The organism is Streptomyces sp. JLYT201 (assembly GCF_059448825.1).
On the sequence record NZ_CM182551.1, the window covers coordinates 394972 to 408763 of the forward strand.

Annotated in this window: 13 protein-coding genes; 4 read left to right on the plus strand and 9 right to left on the minus strand. The window is 71.5% G+C overall.

Features of this window, described 5'->3' with window-relative positions:
- Positions 1 to 7: 7 nt before the first annotated feature.
- Both AC5WAM_RS01535 and AC5WAM_RS01540 read right to left on the minus strand, forming a co-directional pair.
- A complete protein-coding gene (locus AC5WAM_RS01535; protein WP_366795098.1) occupies positions 8 to 376 on the minus strand; it encodes a hypothetical protein in 369 nt (122 codons plus the stop codon).
- 152 nt (positions 377 to 528) lie between these two features.
- Positions 529 to 1497 (minus strand): helix-turn-helix domain-containing protein, encoded by a 969-nt coding sequence (locus tag AC5WAM_RS01540; RefSeq protein WP_495521239.1) that lies wholly within the window; start codon positions 1495 to 1497, stop codon positions 529 to 531.
- A 100-nt stretch (positions 1498 to 1597) separates the two neighbouring features.
- Between AC5WAM_RS01540 and AC5WAM_RS01545 the strand changes: the two genes are divergently transcribed.
- Positions 1598 to 2638, plus strand: a complete 1041-nt coding sequence (locus AC5WAM_RS01545) for a saccharopine dehydrogenase family protein (protein WP_495521240.1) — start codon at positions 1598 to 1600, stop codon at positions 2636 to 2638.
- An 83-nt stretch (positions 2639 to 2721) separates the two neighbouring features.
- On the opposite strand, the gene AC5WAM_RS01550 is transcribed toward AC5WAM_RS01545, so the two are convergent.
- A complete protein-coding gene (locus AC5WAM_RS01550; protein WP_495521241.1) occupies positions 2722 to 3582 on the minus strand; it encodes a calcium-binding protein in 861 nt (286 codons plus the stop codon).
- Positions 3583 to 4076: 494 nt separating this feature from the next.
- On the opposite strand from AC5WAM_RS01550, the gene AC5WAM_RS01555 reads away from it, so the two are divergent.
- Complete coding sequence (locus AC5WAM_RS01555; protein WP_495521242.1) at positions 4077 to 5105, plus strand: hypothetical protein; 1029 nt, start codon at positions 4077 to 4079, stop codon at positions 5103 to 5105.
- A 130-nt stretch (positions 5106 to 5235) separates the two neighbouring features.
- Positions 5236 to 5808 (plus strand): dihydrofolate reductase family protein, encoded by a 573-nt coding sequence (locus AC5WAM_RS01560; protein WP_495521243.1) that lies wholly within the window; start codon positions 5236 to 5238, stop codon positions 5806 to 5808.
- Positions 5809 to 5843: 35 nt separating this feature from the next.
- Here the strand turns inward: AC5WAM_RS01560 and AC5WAM_RS01565 are convergent, their stop codons facing one another.
- On the minus strand, positions 5844 to 6698 hold the full coding sequence (locus AC5WAM_RS01565; RefSeq protein ID WP_495521244.1) for a dienelactone hydrolase family protein: 855 nt from the start codon (positions 6696 to 6698) through the stop codon (positions 5844 to 5846).
- A gap of 98 nt (positions 6699 to 6796) precedes the next feature.
- Here AC5WAM_RS01565 and AC5WAM_RS01570 point away from each other — a divergent pair, with 98 nt between their 5' ends.
- On the plus strand, positions 6797 to 7801 hold the full coding sequence (locus AC5WAM_RS01570) for a GlxA family transcriptional regulator (protein ID WP_495521245.1): 1005 nt from the start codon (positions 6797 to 6799) through the stop codon (positions 7799 to 7801).
- Positions 7802 to 7838: 37 nt separating this feature from the next.
- Here AC5WAM_RS01570 and AC5WAM_RS01575 read toward each other — a convergent pair whose 3' ends face one another.
- From AC5WAM_RS01575 to AC5WAM_RS01595, 5 genes are all read right to left on the minus strand, one after another.
- Positions 7839 to 8828 carry a BtrH N-terminal domain-containing protein gene (locus AC5WAM_RS01575; RefSeq protein ID WP_495521246.1) on the minus strand — a complete coding sequence of 330 codons (990 nt, stop codon included), beginning with the start codon at positions 8826 to 8828 and terminating at the stop codon, positions 7839 to 7841.
- Entirely contained in the window at positions 8825 to 9628 is an 804-nt protein-coding gene (locus tag AC5WAM_RS01580) for a MerR family transcriptional regulator (RefSeq protein ID WP_366795107.1), read from the minus strand. The genes AC5WAM_RS01575 and AC5WAM_RS01580 overlap by 4 nt, the downstream gene beginning before the upstream one ends.
- A gap of 126 nt (positions 9629 to 9754) precedes the next feature.
- The gene (locus AC5WAM_RS01585; protein ID WP_366795108.1) at positions 9755 to 10660 is read right to left on the minus strand and encodes a geranyl diphosphate 2-C-methyltransferase; all 906 of its coding nucleotides are present in this window, start codon (positions 10658 to 10660) and stop codon (positions 9755 to 9757) included.
- Positions 10661 to 10674: 14 nt separating this feature from the next.
- Positions 10675 to 11856: a family 2 encapsulin nanocompartment cargo protein terpene cyclase gene (locus tag AC5WAM_RS01590; protein ID WP_495521247.1), complete on the minus strand. Its 1182-nt coding sequence runs from the start codon at positions 11854 to 11856 to the stop codon at positions 10675 to 10677.
- A gap of 41 nt (positions 11857 to 11897) precedes the next feature.
- A complete protein-coding gene (locus AC5WAM_RS01595; protein WP_495521248.1) occupies positions 11898 to 13307 on the minus strand; it encodes a family 2B encapsulin nanocompartment shell protein in 1410 nt (469 codons plus the stop codon).
- Positions 13308 to 13792: the final 485 nt, after the last annotated feature.

The window sequence follows — 13792 nt, forward strand, 5'->3', positions numbered from 1 at the left end:
GGTCGGTTCACGGCCGGGTGAGGCGGTGCGGGCTCTCGTGGGTGTCCCGCACGGTGACGGTCAGCCGCTGCGAGGCGTGCCAGTCACCGGCGGGGTGGCCCACGAGGTAGCTCACCTGTGCCGTGCCCGGGGCGGGGCGGACGGTGAAGACCTTGGCCTCGCCGACCTCACCGGCGTCGATGATCTGCGTGTCGATCCGGGATGTGCGCAACACCCCGGTGTCCCACCTGAGTTGGACCTGATCGCCCGCGGCCATCCCCGCGTACGGCTCGATCCGCACCACCAGTTCGGGTTCGTGCCCGCCGAGGGTGACCACGCCGTCGGCGGCCTCGTGGATCCTCGGCGCGGCCAGTTGGTGTCCAGATGCGTCCTTCATCTCCCGGCCCCCTGCGACTCGACCTCCGGCCAGGGGAATCACGACGATCCGGTCCCCTGACGCCCCTCTCCGTCACCGTCCATTCTCGACGAACTCGGCCCCGCGTACCGGTAGCTCGTCTGACATTTGCCCATCGTTTGCTGTAGCGGCGACTATGCGCCGCGTGCGGGGCCCTTGACCGGGCCGCGCGAGCGGAACGTGCGGCGGTAGGCGTCCGGCGGCACGCCGACGGCGCGGTGGAAGTGACGGCGCAGCGTCGTGGCGGTCCCCATGCCGGTGGCCGCGGCGATGGCGTCGATGCCGTCGTCGGTCGCCTCCAGCAACTCCTGGGCGCGGCGGACGCGTTGGGTCAGCAGCCATTGCAGCGGGGTGGTGCCGGTCGCCGCCTTGAAGTGCCGGCCCAGGTGGCGCGAGCTCATCCGGGCCCGGCGGGCCAAGTCCTCCACGGTCAGCGGCTGATCGAGGTGCTCGATCGCCCAGGGGAGCAGCCCGGCGAGCGGATGGTCGTCCCGGGCGGGCACCGGGGCGGTGACGAACTGGGCCTGGCCGCCGTCCCGGTGCGGCGGCACGACCAGTCGGCGGGCGACCGCGTTGGCGACCGACGAGCCGTGGTCGAGGCGGACGAGGTGCAGACAGAGGTCCATCGCGGCGGCCTTGCCCGCGGAGGTGAGCACGCTGCCGCCGTCCACGTAGAGGACGTCCGGGTCGACCTCCACCCGCGGGTGGCGGGCGGCCAGGGCGTCGGTGTGCGCCCAGTGCGTGGTGGCGCGCCTGCCGTCCAGGAGGCCCGCGGCGGCCAGGACGAACGCGCCCGTGCACAGGGAGGCCACGCGCGCACCCGCCTCGTGGGCCGCGCGCACCGCGTCGACCAGGTCGGCGGGCGGCTCCACGGCGACGTCGGCCCAGCCGGGGACGATCACGGTGCTCGCGTGGCGGAGCCGGTCGAGGCCGTGGTCGGGCTCCAGGCGGAACCGGCCGAACCGCACGGCTTCCGAGCCGTACACGCCGATGTCGTACCAGGGGCCGGGCACGGCGTCCGGGGCGGAGCCGAACACCTCGTACGCCACGGACAGTTCGAAGTGCAGCATCCCGTCGGTGACGGCGAGCGCGACAGAACTCATGTCCGGAATTGTACGTGGCGTGTCGTTCCAGACACTCACGCGTGGTGTCCGCACCAGCCAGGATGTTCCTCGTTGATCGTTCAAGCACAGAGGAGAGGTCATGGCAACGGGGCAGATCGTGGCGGTGTACGGCGCCTACGGGCACACCGGTCGGTTCGTGGTGGCGCACTTGCGGGAGCGCGGTTTCGTCCCGGTCCTCTCCGGCCGGGACGCGGGCAAGCTGCGGGAGTCGGCCGCGGCCCACCCCGGCCTCGACGTCCGGCCCGCGCCGGTCGACGATCCGGCCGCGCTCGACCGCGCGCTGTCCGGCGCGGCGGCCGTGGTCAACTGCGCCGGGCCCTTCGCCACGACCGCCGCGCCCGTGATCGAGGCGGCGCTGCGCGCCGGGATCCCGTATGTGGACGTGGCGGCCGAGATCGAGGCCAACGCCGATACGTTCGCCCGCTTCGCGGACCGGGCCCGCGCCGCGGGAGCGGTGGTCGTGCCCGCGATGGCCTTCTACGGCGGCCTCGGCGACCTGCTGGCCACGGCGTCGATGGGCGACTGGACCGAGGCCGACGAGGTCCACATCGCCTACGGCCTCAGCGGCTGGCACCCCACCGGGGGGACGCGGGCCGCGGGCGCGGTCTCCCGGGAGCGGCGCGGCGGCCGACACGTCCGCTTCGCGGAGGGACGCCTGGAGTACCGCGACGACGCCCCGCCCACCCTGGAGTGGACCTTCCCCGAACCGACGGGGACCCGGTCCGTCATCGGGGAGTTCACGATGGCCGACGTCGTCACGGTCCCGAGTCATCTGCCGGTTCCCGAGGTGCGCACCTATATGACCGTCGAGGCGGCCCGGCAGGTGTCGGCCCCGGACACCCCGGCCCCGGCCGCCGTCGACGAGCGGGGGCGGTCGGCGCAGACCTTCGTCGTCGACGTCGTCGTGCGCTCCGGCGGCAGGGAGCGGCGTGCCGTGGCCCGCGGCCGGGACATCTACGCGGTGACCGCGCCGCTCGTGGTGGAAGCGGTGCACCGCGTCCTGACCGGGCAGGTGCGGGCGGAGGGCGTCGTCTCCGCGGGCAGCGCCTTCGACGCACCCGGCTTCCTGCGCGCACTGGCGCCGCACATCACCGTCGAGACCCTGGCGGCGCGCCCGTAGCCCGCGGCGCCGCTCGCGCGGCGCGCGGGCCCGGGGCGGGCCTCTGGGGCGGCCGCCGTCGACGGCCGCGGGCGCGTGGCGGGTCAGTCCTGGTGGACTTCGTTCCTGCCGGGGCCGCCGGACAGGGTGTCCGTGCCGGGGCCGCCGTACAGCTTGTCGTCGCCGCTGTTGCCGTAGATGGTGTCGTTGCCGCCCTCGCCGTACAGGACGTCGTTGCCCTTGCCTCCGTAGAGGAAGTCGTGGCCTGCTCCGGCGCGGATGGTGTCGTTGCCGTCGCCGCCGTTCAGGTTCTGCCGGTTCCCGCCGCCGCGGATCACGTCGTTGCCCGCTCCGCCGTCGGCGTCGCTGCTCTCGCCGCTGACGTGGAGCGTGTCGTTGCCGTTGCCGCCCATCGAGATGGCGCCCCTGCCCGCGCGGATCGTGTCCTTGCCGTCACCGCCGAGCACGACGGTGTACGCGCTGACCGTGAGGGTGTCGTCGCCCGTACCGCCCAGGACCGAGTTGCCCTGGACGCCGGCGGCCTCGGTGAGGGTGTCGTTGCCCTTGCCGAGGTCGAGGCGGGCGAAGTAGTAGGTGTTGTCGGTCTTGTTGGTGTACTTGACCGTGTCGTCGCCGTCCCCCGCGGACAGTTCCAGGGTGGCGTACGGGTCCTGGCTCTCGGAGGTGGCGACCGTGCAGGACACCTTCGTGTGGTCGGAGCCGCTGGGGTAGGTGCAGCCGGTGCCCGCCTTGATGGTGACGACGTCGTCGATGAGGTAGGTGAGGTTGTCGAGGCCCGTACCGGTCCGCGACGCGGTGATGTCCAGCTTGTTGGTCTGACCTGCGGCGGCCGTGTAGACCACCGACTTCCCGTCAACCGCGGCGGTGGCCGACGGCGCGGCGGCACCTGCCGTGCCGGACAGCAGCACCGGTGCGGCGATGCCCGCGCCGAGGGCCAGTGTCACCGCGGAAGCAGCGCTTAACGTACGGCTGCTGAAGGGTCGAGAGCGCATTTCCTGACCTCCATGAGGAGTAAGTGGTTTCAACAACCACAGGGGACTCGTGGGGTGAGCACTTGGTTGCATTCCGACCGATTGGCACATCCGCAGCCGAGTGCGACCACATCCTCCTCATAGGCCTCTGACCTGTGGCTTTCATATGCCATCAGGGAAATTGACGGCACCCGGAAAGGGCGGGTTCACCGCGAATTCACCCGCCCGTCCATGGAATCCGCCCCGAACTCAGGGGCCCGTAATGACATTTCGCACGCCGCCATCCGGCTGGCAACCCGGCCACCCTTGCCGGATCGGCCGCCCCGGGCACGTCGAGCCGTCCCGGGCGAGGCGGCACGCACGCCCGCGGACCCGCCCCTCGGTCACCACGCGGCCACCCGGCCGCCCTGGCGAGAAACCGACCCTCTAAATGATCATGAACGGGTCACCGCATGTATACCTTTGCCGTGACTTTGCGCTCTTTCTTCACCCGTTCCTGTGCCGTGGCCGTCCTCGCCACGGCCGCCGTCTCCGCACCGGCCGCCGCGGCCGAGCCGTCGGCGCCCGCCCCCCGGTCCGCCGCACCGGCCGACAACACGCTGTGCGTCTACAGCACCGAGATCACCGACAGGACCACCGGCGGCTACGTCTGGGACGTGGGGACCCGTGCCTACGCGCTCTGGAAGTCCGATGACTTCCAGAACAAGTACGGAAAGCTCTCCTACGGCGAGCAGACGAACAAGCTCCTGTACGAACTCAACGTCAGCCAGCACGTCTTCGGCCACAGCTGGCTGGTGCACTTCAACTCGCACGGCGCCTTCGAGCGCAAGCTCGCCGGAGGCGCCACCGCGCGCTACGACACGTACTCGTTCCAGCCGCAGGACCCCGACGGCCGCAACGGCGACGGCAGCGCGGTGGACGGCATGTCCATCAACTACACCGGCTACGACGTCAACACGCCCGGCAAGCCGCTGATCGAATGGGACCGGCCGAGCCGCAAGCAGGACCGCAACGGCGCGTACGCGCCCCGCGCGGCCCGCTGCAAGGCGCTCACCCCCGCCCAGCAGACCGCCTTCGAGAAGGAGATCGACCGGCGCAAGCAGGCCGACGAGAAGTACACCCTGCTGCCCACCTGGAAGTACCTCCTCACCGGCGGCTGGGCCGGGACCCCGGCCCGCAACTGCACGACGTTCGCCCTCCAGGTGTGGGACGCCGCGATGGTGAACGCCCCCGCTGAACGCATCGACCCGACGCTGCGGCTGCCCGCCGCCGACCTCAACCGGCTCGGCGCCAAGGTGCCCGCGGACCTCACCCAGAGCGAGTTCTCCGCCTGGATCCCGGCCCTCGCGGGCAAGTGGATCCACGAGAAGAACGGCAACCGGGACGAGAACGACGAGGTGCCGCGCTTCGCGACCGACGACCCCACCCCGGCGCCCGCGCCGGTCGGGCAGCTCGCGCACCAGCGCCCGGCGGCATCGGAGACGGGCGACCGATGAGTTCCTCCGTGCCCGGCAGTCATAGATGATGTTGGTGCGAACGACGCCGCGCGTGCGGCCGAAGGGCGCACCGACCCCACTTGCCGAGGACCGGGCGCACGCGCCGGGCACAAGAGACCGAGGAACCCAGATGCGTACCTTGATCAGCACCGCCTTCATCTCGCTCGACGGCGTCGTGGAGGCTCCCGGCGGTGAGCCCGGTTACCGGAACTCGGGATGGACCTTCAAGGACGTGGAGTTCCTCCCCGAGGCGTTCGAGATCAAGGGCAGGGAGCAGCAGGAGGCCACTGCGGTCCTGCTGGGCCGCGTCAGCTACGAGGCGTTCAGCCCGGTGTGGCCCGACATGGCGGAGTTCGCGGACTACAAGGCGATGCCGAAGTACGTCGTCTCCACCACCCTCGCGGAGGGCGACCTGGTGTCGAACTGGGGCGAGACCACGATCCTGCGCTCGCTCGACGACGTCGCCGCGCTCAAGGAGACCGACGGCGGCCCGATCATCGTCCACGGAAGCGCCGACCTGAACCGGAGCCTTTCGGACGCCGGGCTGATCGACCGCTACCACCTGCTCGTCTTCCCGCTGCTGCTCGGTGCGGGCAAGCGCCTGTTCAGCGACACCGACAAGGACACCCAGAAGCTGAAGCTGGTCGAGCACGAGGCGTACGCCAACGGCCTGCAGAAGAACGTCTTCGACGTCGTCCGCTGACATCACGGCTCGGTCTTTCGGCACCCACCACCGCCTCACGCGGACGGGGTGGCCGAAAGACCGAGCCGTTCCGCGAGGAAGGCGATGATCTCGTCGCGGGCCCGCACGGTCGGGTGGCCCTCCTGGTCGACGAGGTGTGCCGTGACGACGCTGTGGGCACAGCCGACGACGTCGCGGAAGAAGGGCGGCGGGTCCGTGTGCGCGGCCCCTCCGGGCAGCACACGGCCGTCGAACGCGTCACCGAGCAGCGCGCGGTAGGCCGCGAAGCGCCGGCCCGTGCACCACGTGTCGTTGTCGAAGCGGTAGCCGAGCACCCGAAGCCCGTCCCGCTGCACCCGCCGCGCCACGGCGGCCGCGTCCTCGGCACTCAGCTCCAGCCCGCCGGGGTCGTCCAGCGGCAGCGACGGATGGTTGACCACGGGAGCGATCACCGCGGGTTCGAGCGTCATGCTCAAGGCGAAGTTGCCCGTGAAACACAGCCCGACGGCACCGACGCCCCGTCCCCCGCACTCGGCGTGCGCCACGCGGGCGAGTCCGCGCAGCCACTCCACGACCGGGCTGGTACCGCCGCCGGCGAAGGCACGGAAATCGGCGCTGACGCAGGCGGGCCGGACAACGGTCTCGACCGCGTCGGCGCGCGGATAGGCGCCGTCGACGCCGAAGAGCGAAGGCAAGTAGACGCAGAACCCGGCATCGCGTGTCCACCGGGCGAAGCGCACCACGTCGGGGCTGATGCCCGGCATCTCGGGCATCAGGACGACCGCCGGCCCCGACCCGGCGACGTACACGGTCTTGCTGACGCCCTCGACCTCGACGGTTCTGCGGGACCAGTCGTCCAACGGGTCGGCCCGGGTGTGCAATTGGTCGCTCTGCGCTCGCTCGGTTGTCATGAACCACAGGATGGCGAGAGGCTGCCCTTCCAGAGAAGCGGCGGTATCGCCAGGTGTCACGGTGATGTCGCCACCCCGTCGGGCGCCGGAGGTGCCGCATGAGTCCGCTGCGCGTGAGCGTCCTGGCCTACCCGGGCTGTTTCGCGTCGGAGGTGTACGGCGTCCTCGACCTGTTGACCATGGCCACGCACGTCGCCGCGGCGCACGGGGCGGCCGGGCCGTCCTACGAGGCGACGGTCGTCTCGCCCTGCCGCCGCGTGACCGCCTCCGGCGGCGCGCGCCTCGACGTCAGCGCACCGCGCCCCGCGGACGTCGTCATCGTGCCGGGCTTCGAGCTCTCCCCCGCGCTCGACCTCACGGCGACGCTCGCCGGCCTGGAGCCGGAAACCGCCTCGATCCGCTCGCAGGCCGCCGCGGGGGCCGCCGTCGTGTCGGTCTGCGTCGGCGCCTTCCTGATCGCCGAGGCCGGGCTGCTGCGCGGGCGCGAGGCGACGACGTCCTGGCTGTTCGCGGACCGCTTCGCACGCCGGTACGCCGATGTGCGGGTCCGCCCCGAGCAGTTGGTCGTCACCGACCGGGGCGTGACGACCACCGCCGCCTTCAGCGCCATGTACGACTTCGCGCTGCGGCTCGTCCGCGAGCACGACGGCCCCCGCGTCGCCCGCGGCACGGCGCGCGTCGCGCTCCTCGACGACGCGCGTTCCACCCAGGCCGCGTACGTCGACCCGGAGCTGTTGCCCACCGGGGGCACGGGCTTCGCGCAGCGGGTGAAGCGCTGGCTCGACCAGCGCCTGGGCGTCCGCTACGACCTGACCGCCCTCGCCCGCGCGTTCGGCGTGAGCACCAGGACGATGCTCCGGCGCTTCGGTGAGGAAGCGGGCGAGACGCCCCTCGCCTATCTGCAGGGCGCCCGGGTCCGCCGCGCCAGACACCTCCTCGAGACGACCGACAGGACCGTCGCGAGCATCGCCGCCGACGTCGGCTACCGCGACCCCGGGACGTTCAGCGGGGTCTTCGCCCGGCACACCGGCCGACAGCCCAGCGCGTACCGCTCGACGTTCCGGCGGCACGAGCCCTCGGAGAACCTCGTGCCGCGCCCATGAACCGCACACAGCCCCCGGCGCCCGTGGAGCGTGCGCCTCAGTCCCACAGGAGGCTCAGTTCCCGCATGGCCTCCCTCTCGACGCGGGCGATGTCGCCGAGCACCGCGCTCGCCTGCACGAGGCACCGCTCGTCGTTCGACTCACCGGCCTTCTCGACGAGGGCCGCCACCTCGGTCCACAGCGTCGCGGCCTCGGCGTACAGCGTGTGCCCGGTGCGCAGCCGGTCGCTGTCGACGAGCTCGGCGCACTCGGCGAGGAAGTCGCGGTAGAGGTTGCGGAACAAGGCGCCCCCGGTGCCCCCGCGCTCCATCAGGAGGGCGGCGAGCGGCAGATCCCGCTGCGGGTCGTTGCTGCGCCGGAGCCAGGTGCGCACGAGCTTCCCGGCCTTCTCGATGCCCCGGTGCCCCAGGTTGGCGATGGGCGGGTTCAGGAAGGCCTCGGCGCAGGCGGTGACGGCCGGGACGATCCGGTCGCGCGGAGCCGCCGCCCCGGCCGGAGCGGTGAGGGTGAAGGAGCGGTGCCGGGCGGACATCGGCCCGCGCGCGGCCCTGGCCTCGGCGAGGGAGGCCAGGCTGGTGGCCACCGCGCCCCCTTGCTGGGCGGTGTCCACCAGATGGGCCTCGTCCTCGTCGTAGCCGTACATCGCGACGACGTGCCCGGCGAAGTGGACCTTCGAGGTGAAGTAGTCCAGGTAGTAGCTGTCGAGCTGGAGCCCGACGGGCCGGCCGTCGTCGAGCGGGGCCCGCACGTTCTCCCAGGCCTTGCGGGCGGACGTGGTCTCCCGGACCTGGAGGTCGAGGCCGAGCCGCGCGGCCAGGTTCCTCGTGAGCTCGAAGGGTTTGACGCGCCCCCCGAGGAAGGGGAAGTCCTGCTTCTTGCTGTCCCAGTAGATGAACGTCAGCCCGGAGCCGAGGCCGAAGAGCATCGGCTCGGACAACTCGATTCCTTCGTGCTTCAACAGTACGTCGAGCGCTGTGGTCTCGCAGTGCCGCATACCGCGGGCATCGACGTCGTTCACGCGCGTCATGCGTTCTCCTCGACAGGGATGACCAGCCTGGTCATCAGCTCTTCCGGTGGTGCTTCGGCGGGGCCGACCAGATAGGCCTCCCGTACGGGGCCGTGCGGGCGCAGCCCGCGCTCGTGGATGGCGGCGAAGAGGGCGTTGTAGGCCAGGGGCAGCTGGGCGTAGGGCCCGATGTGCACGGTGTGGGCCGCGGGCCCGGCGGGCAGCACCTCACGCGTCAGACCGGGGACGCGCGCGCCTTCCGGCGTCTGGGCTCCCACGGCGATCCGCGTCCGTTCCTCCAGGTCCAAGGGGTAGAGGCCCCACAGCGGCGGTTCCCAGCCGACCGCCGCCCCGCCGAGCAGGGGCAGCAGCCGGCCCACGCACTCGCCGACCTTGTCCCCGATCTCGGTGGCGGCGCAGGTGGCCCGCGTCACCGCCAGGTGCCGCGCGGGCTCCGCGGCGACCGTCACCTCATAGCCGGGCAGGCCGCCCGCTTCGAGCCGCTCCAGCATGCCGAGGCGCGCCTGGTCCCGGCTGATCCGCTCGGCGAGCCGGTCCCGCTCCGCGCGCAGCAGCTCCGCCCTGCGTCCGGGCTCGGCGGCCAGGGCCTCGGCGATGACGGCGAGGGGCAGGTCCATCTCCCGCAGCAGGGCGATGGTCAGCGCGTCGCGGGCCTGTCCGGGCGCGTAGTAGCGGTAGCCGGAGCTGGCGTCGACGCGTATCGGCGCGAGCAGCCCCGTCTCGTCGTAGTGCCGCAGCTGCTTCACGCTGAGGCGGCACAGCCGGGCGAAGCGCCCGATGGTCAGAAGTTCGTCTCGCACGTCACCATCGTGGACTCTCCCCCCGTGGGAGAGTCCACCTGGGCCGGTCGCGTGTCCCGGCGGCGGGCGTGCGGCGGGGGCCGGACCCGTCGGACGACGGGCCCCGCCCCGTGGTCGGCCGGCGGGTCAGACGCGGTCGGCGGCGATCAGGACGTACTGGAACGAGCCGTCCTTGTACGAGTTGATGAACGCCTCCTCGATGCCCGTGACCAGGGACGACGTGGCCCGCAGCTCCCAGTACGGCAGGGTCGCGGGGGTCAGGTCGACGACGGCCTGCGGGACGAGGCGGTTGTCCGCCATGGCGCGCAGGTACTCCCGCCGCGAGTGGATGTTGCACTCGAAGTGCGCGTTGATCTGCGAGACCCACTTCGAGGGCTGGCCGTAGCGGGGGTTCCAGCAGCCGGTGATCGTCACATAGCGGCCGCCCACGGACAGGATGCGGGAGTGCTCGGCCATGAGGTCCTCGAGGTCGACGTACATGCTCGACTCGTTGTTCCACGAGCCCGCCGCCTGCCCCGTCTCGAAGGGCATGGCGAGCATGTTGCAGACCCGGGAATGGACGGAGTCCTCGATGCCCAGCTCCAGGGCGCGCTGATTGCCGAACTCGGCCTGCTTGGCCGAGAGCGTCACCCCCTCCACCGTGCAGCCGAAGCGCTGGTGGGCCATGACCATCGAACCCCCGCGGCCGCAGCCCGCGTCGACGAGCGTGTCGTCGCGGCCGATGGGGCCGAGGTGGTCCAGGAGCATCTCGGCCTGCGCCGACTCCAGGCGGTGCAGCTCGGCGATCAGCCTCTTCTCGTATCCCTCGCCCCCGATGTCCCCGAGCGCGGAGCGGTCGACGTCACCGATGCCGTAGTGGTGGTGGTAGAGGCCGTCGACGTCGCCGAGGCGCAGATTGACGGGGCGGGCCTCGTGGTCCCAGTAGCGGGCGATGTCGCCCTGGTAGGGCGTGGCCGGGGCGGGGATGAAGACGGAGGCGTCCGCGGAGCCGTTGACAGAGGTGACATCGGTGGTGAGATCGGTGCTGGACATGGATAAGTCTCCCTTTACCAGAAATCGGGAAGGCTGTAGCGGTAGGTGTTGGTCATGTGCCAGTAGTGGTTGCCGTCGACCCAGACGGCCACGCCCTTGAGGAAGCGCAGCACGCGCGGGTCGGGGCAGGAGGCGGCCAGCTGTGCGGCCGTGGCCTCGAACTCGTGCATGAGCTCGTTGTGGACCTCGACGGCCTTCAGATAGGCCTCCCGCTCGGAGAGGTCCTCCCGTTCGGCGATCACCACGGGCAGGTTGAGGTGCTTGCCGGGGCTGGCGAGCTCCTTGGTGTACGAGTACAGGTCGTTGACGATGGTGGTGGCGTTGCCTGCGAGGGCGATGACCCGCTGCATGGCGGGCTGCGCGTGCAGGTCCGCCGGGAGTTCGTAGCCGCCGACGGTGTCGGTGATGGTGGGGCACGGGCGGAAGTTGTTGAACTGGCGCATCGCCAGGTACTCCCAGACCTGCGGTACGTAGTCGGTCTCGGCCCAGGCCGCCTCGGCGAGGTATCCCAGGTGCAGGCGGGCCATGTCGTGGCGGAACCGGTCGGCCTGGGCGGGGGTGGCCAGCTGGACGAAGTACTCCATGGCGGAGGCGTAGGCGCGCCGCGGGGCGTCGGACTGGAGGGACGCGGCCCAGTCCGGCGCGTACTCCTTCGTCGTGTGGAGCGGGTCGAGCGCGGTGTGCGCGAGCAGCAGCCTGCCGCCGAGGCCCACCGGCGAGCCGCCGTGGTCCTCGCAGTAGCAGTCGTCGACCGCGTTCTCGGCGACCATGAGCCGGGCGGCGGCCATCACGTGCTCGACGGTGGGCGCGTCCGGGTGGCAGGCGACCATGTACCGGCCGGTGGAGAAGCCGTCGAACTGGTCCTCCCACTCCGGCGGGTACGCCTCGACCTCGTCCACCGCCCAGCGCTTGATCCGGCGGCCGACCTCCTCCACGCGGACCGGGTCGGGCTCCGGCACGGGGTGGAAGTAGAGGCCGGGGATCGGCGTGCCCTCGGCCGCGGCCGGCTGCTCCGGCGGTTCGGGCTCCAGCGGCTCCGGGTCCGGCGCGACCGGTGGGACCGGCAGCTCCTCGCGCCGGGCCAGGCTGAGGGCCGCCGTGCCCAGGCCGGTGGGGCCGCGCAGCACCCGGGCGAGCGCGGGGTTGGGTTCGATCGCGACGCTCGACGGCAGGGGGGAGGGCCCGGGATCGGACATCCGTGACTCCTAGGTGACGTGGGGTGGGCGGGCCTCGGCGGCTAGTCGGGCCTGCGGGCGATCTGCACGTTCTCCAGCACGCCCAGCGCGTCGGGCACCAGGACGGCGGCGGAGAAGTACGTGGTCACCAGGTAGGACGTGATGGCCTGCTCGTTGAGCCCCATGAAGCGGACCGAGAGGCCCGGCTCGTACTCGTCCGGCAGGCCGGTCTGGTGCAGGCCGATGACGCCCTGGTTGTCCTCGCCGACGCGCATGGCGAGGATCGAGCTGGTGCTCTCCTTCGTGATCGGGATCTTGTTGCAGGGCAGGATCGGGACGCCGCGCCAGGCGGGGACCTGCTGCCCGCCGAGGCCCACGTTGTCCGGGTAGAGCCCGTGGGCGCTGAAGCCTCGCCCGATCGCCGCGATCGTCCGGGGGTGGGCGAGGAAGAACTTGGTGCCGCGGCGGCGGCAGAGGAGCGCGTCCATGTCGTCGGGGCTCGGCGTTCCCGCGTGGGGCTGGATCCGCTGCTTGAGGTCGGCGTTGTGCAGGAGGCCGAACTCGCGGTTGTTGATCAGCTCGTACTCCTGGCGCTCGCGCAGCGCCTCGATGGTGAGCCTGAGCTGTTCCTCGGTCTGGTTCATCGGGCCGTTGTAGAGGTCGGCGACCCTGGTGTGGACCCGCAGGACGGTCTGGGCGACGGAGAGTTCGTACTCGCGCGGGTGGAGTTCGTAGTCCACGAAGGTGCCGGGGAGCACCGGCTCGCCCGTGTGCCCGGCGGAGAGCGCGATCTCGGCCTCTCCCTGCCGGTTCTGCCGCTGCTGGGGCAGCGCGCTCAACCGCTCGACGTGGGCCCGCAGGCTCGGTGCCGAGGACATCAGGGCGGCGAAGTCGTCCCGGGAGAGTGTGACGAGGGTGCCGTCGGTCTCGGCGGTGGCGGTGAAGTCCCAGGTGGCGTCGGAGTCGAGCAGGGCGTCGTCGCCGAACCGGTCGCCGTCGCTGAGCACCGCGACGGCGACTTCCTCCCCGTACTGGCCCACGGAGGTCTGGTTGATCCGGCCGTGGGCGATGAGGTGGAGCTGCTCGGCGGCGGCGCCGCGCTCCACGAGGACCTCACCGGCGCGGAAGTCGCGCTGCACGCACCGGTCGGCGATGGCGGTCAGCACGTCGTCCTCGTCGAAGTCCCGCAGCAGGGCCAGTTCACCGAGCTCTCGGGGGATCACGCGGACGCGTGCGCCGTCCTGGATGAAGTCGATGCGTCCGTCGCCGACGGTGTACGTCAGTCGACGGTTCACCCGGTAAGTGCCGCCCTTGGTCTCCACCCAGGGCAGCATCCGCAGCAGCCAGCGGGAGGTGATCTCCTGCATCTGCGGGGCGGACTTGGTGGTGGTGGCGAGGTTGCGGGCGGCCGCCGTGCCCAGGCTGGTGCGCGGCGGCTCCGGCGGTGCCTCCCGGCTGGCGTCAACGGTCATGAGGCAAGGGCTCCTTCATAAGGCATTTCCAGGCACTGAGTGGTGTACCTGTGCATAACTGTTGAAAGTTGACAACTCGCAGCTAACATCGGTGAACCGGTCCAGAACTCAGGGAACAGTAGCGGCGGGTATGCCCCGTCCACCCACGGAATCCCAGGGCATTACCTCGATGCGGTGAGCTTGACCGGCAGGGTGTTTGCCGTGGCCACCAGTGGTTTTCAGACAGCAGTCACCCCGGCCCACGGGCATGGCACGGTCGCCCGCCCCTCTCCCCTCCCTGACGCCTCACCCTCATCCCGCGCGCCCCGGGTGTCGCTCCGCTGGTCGACGTACCGTCAGGCGTCCATGCGCGCGCAGCACTTGACGTAGCTCTGTCCCTTCCTGTCCGCACGCGCAATCCGCCCGCCCGGCTCAAACGAATCGCTCGCGCAGACATGAGGCACCCCGCCTCACGAGCCGGTGACACGAGAGACCTGGGAGGGCCC

What these genes read in the sequence shown, in the direction of transcription:
- AC5WAM_RS01535 (WP_366795098.1), bottom strand. Translation starts at nt 376, where the DNA reads ATGAAGGACGCATCTGGACACCAACTGGCCGCGCCGAGGATCCACGAG.
- AC5WAM_RS01540 (WP_495521239.1), bottom strand. Translation starts at nt 1,497, where the DNA reads ATGAGTTCTGTCGCGCTCGCCGTCACCGACGGGATGCTGCACTTCGAA.
- AC5WAM_RS01545 (WP_495521240.1), top strand. Translation starts at nt 1,598, where the DNA reads ATGGCAACGGGGCAGATCGTGGCGGTGTACGGCGCCTACGGGCACACC.
- AC5WAM_RS01560 (WP_495521243.1), top strand. Translation starts at nt 5,236, where the DNA reads ATGCGTACCTTGATCAGCACCGCCTTCATCTCGCTCGACGGCGTCGTG.
- AC5WAM_RS01565 (WP_495521244.1), bottom strand. Translation starts at nt 6,698, where the DNA reads ATGACAACCGAGCGAGCGCAGAGCGACCAATTGCACACCCGGGCCGAC.
- AC5WAM_RS01570 (WP_495521245.1), top strand. Translation starts at nt 6,797, where the DNA reads ATGAGTCCGCTGCGCGTGAGCGTCCTGGCCTACCCGGGCTGTTTCGCG.
- AC5WAM_RS01575 (WP_495521246.1), bottom strand. Translation starts at nt 8,828, where the DNA reads ATGACGCGCGTGAACGACGTCGATGCCCGCGGTATGCGGCACTGCGAG.
- AC5WAM_RS01585 (WP_366795108.1), bottom strand. Translation starts at nt 10,660, where the DNA reads ATGTCCAGCACCGATCTCACCACCGATGTCACCTCTGTCAACGGCTCC.
- AC5WAM_RS01590 (WP_495521247.1), bottom strand. Translation starts at nt 11,856, where the DNA reads ATGTCCGATCCCGGGCCCTCCCCCCTGCCGTCGAGCGTCGCGATCGAA.
- AC5WAM_RS01595 (WP_495521248.1), bottom strand. Translation starts at nt 13,307, where the DNA reads ATGACCGTTGACGCCAGCCGGGAGGCACCGCCGGAGCCGCCGCGCACC.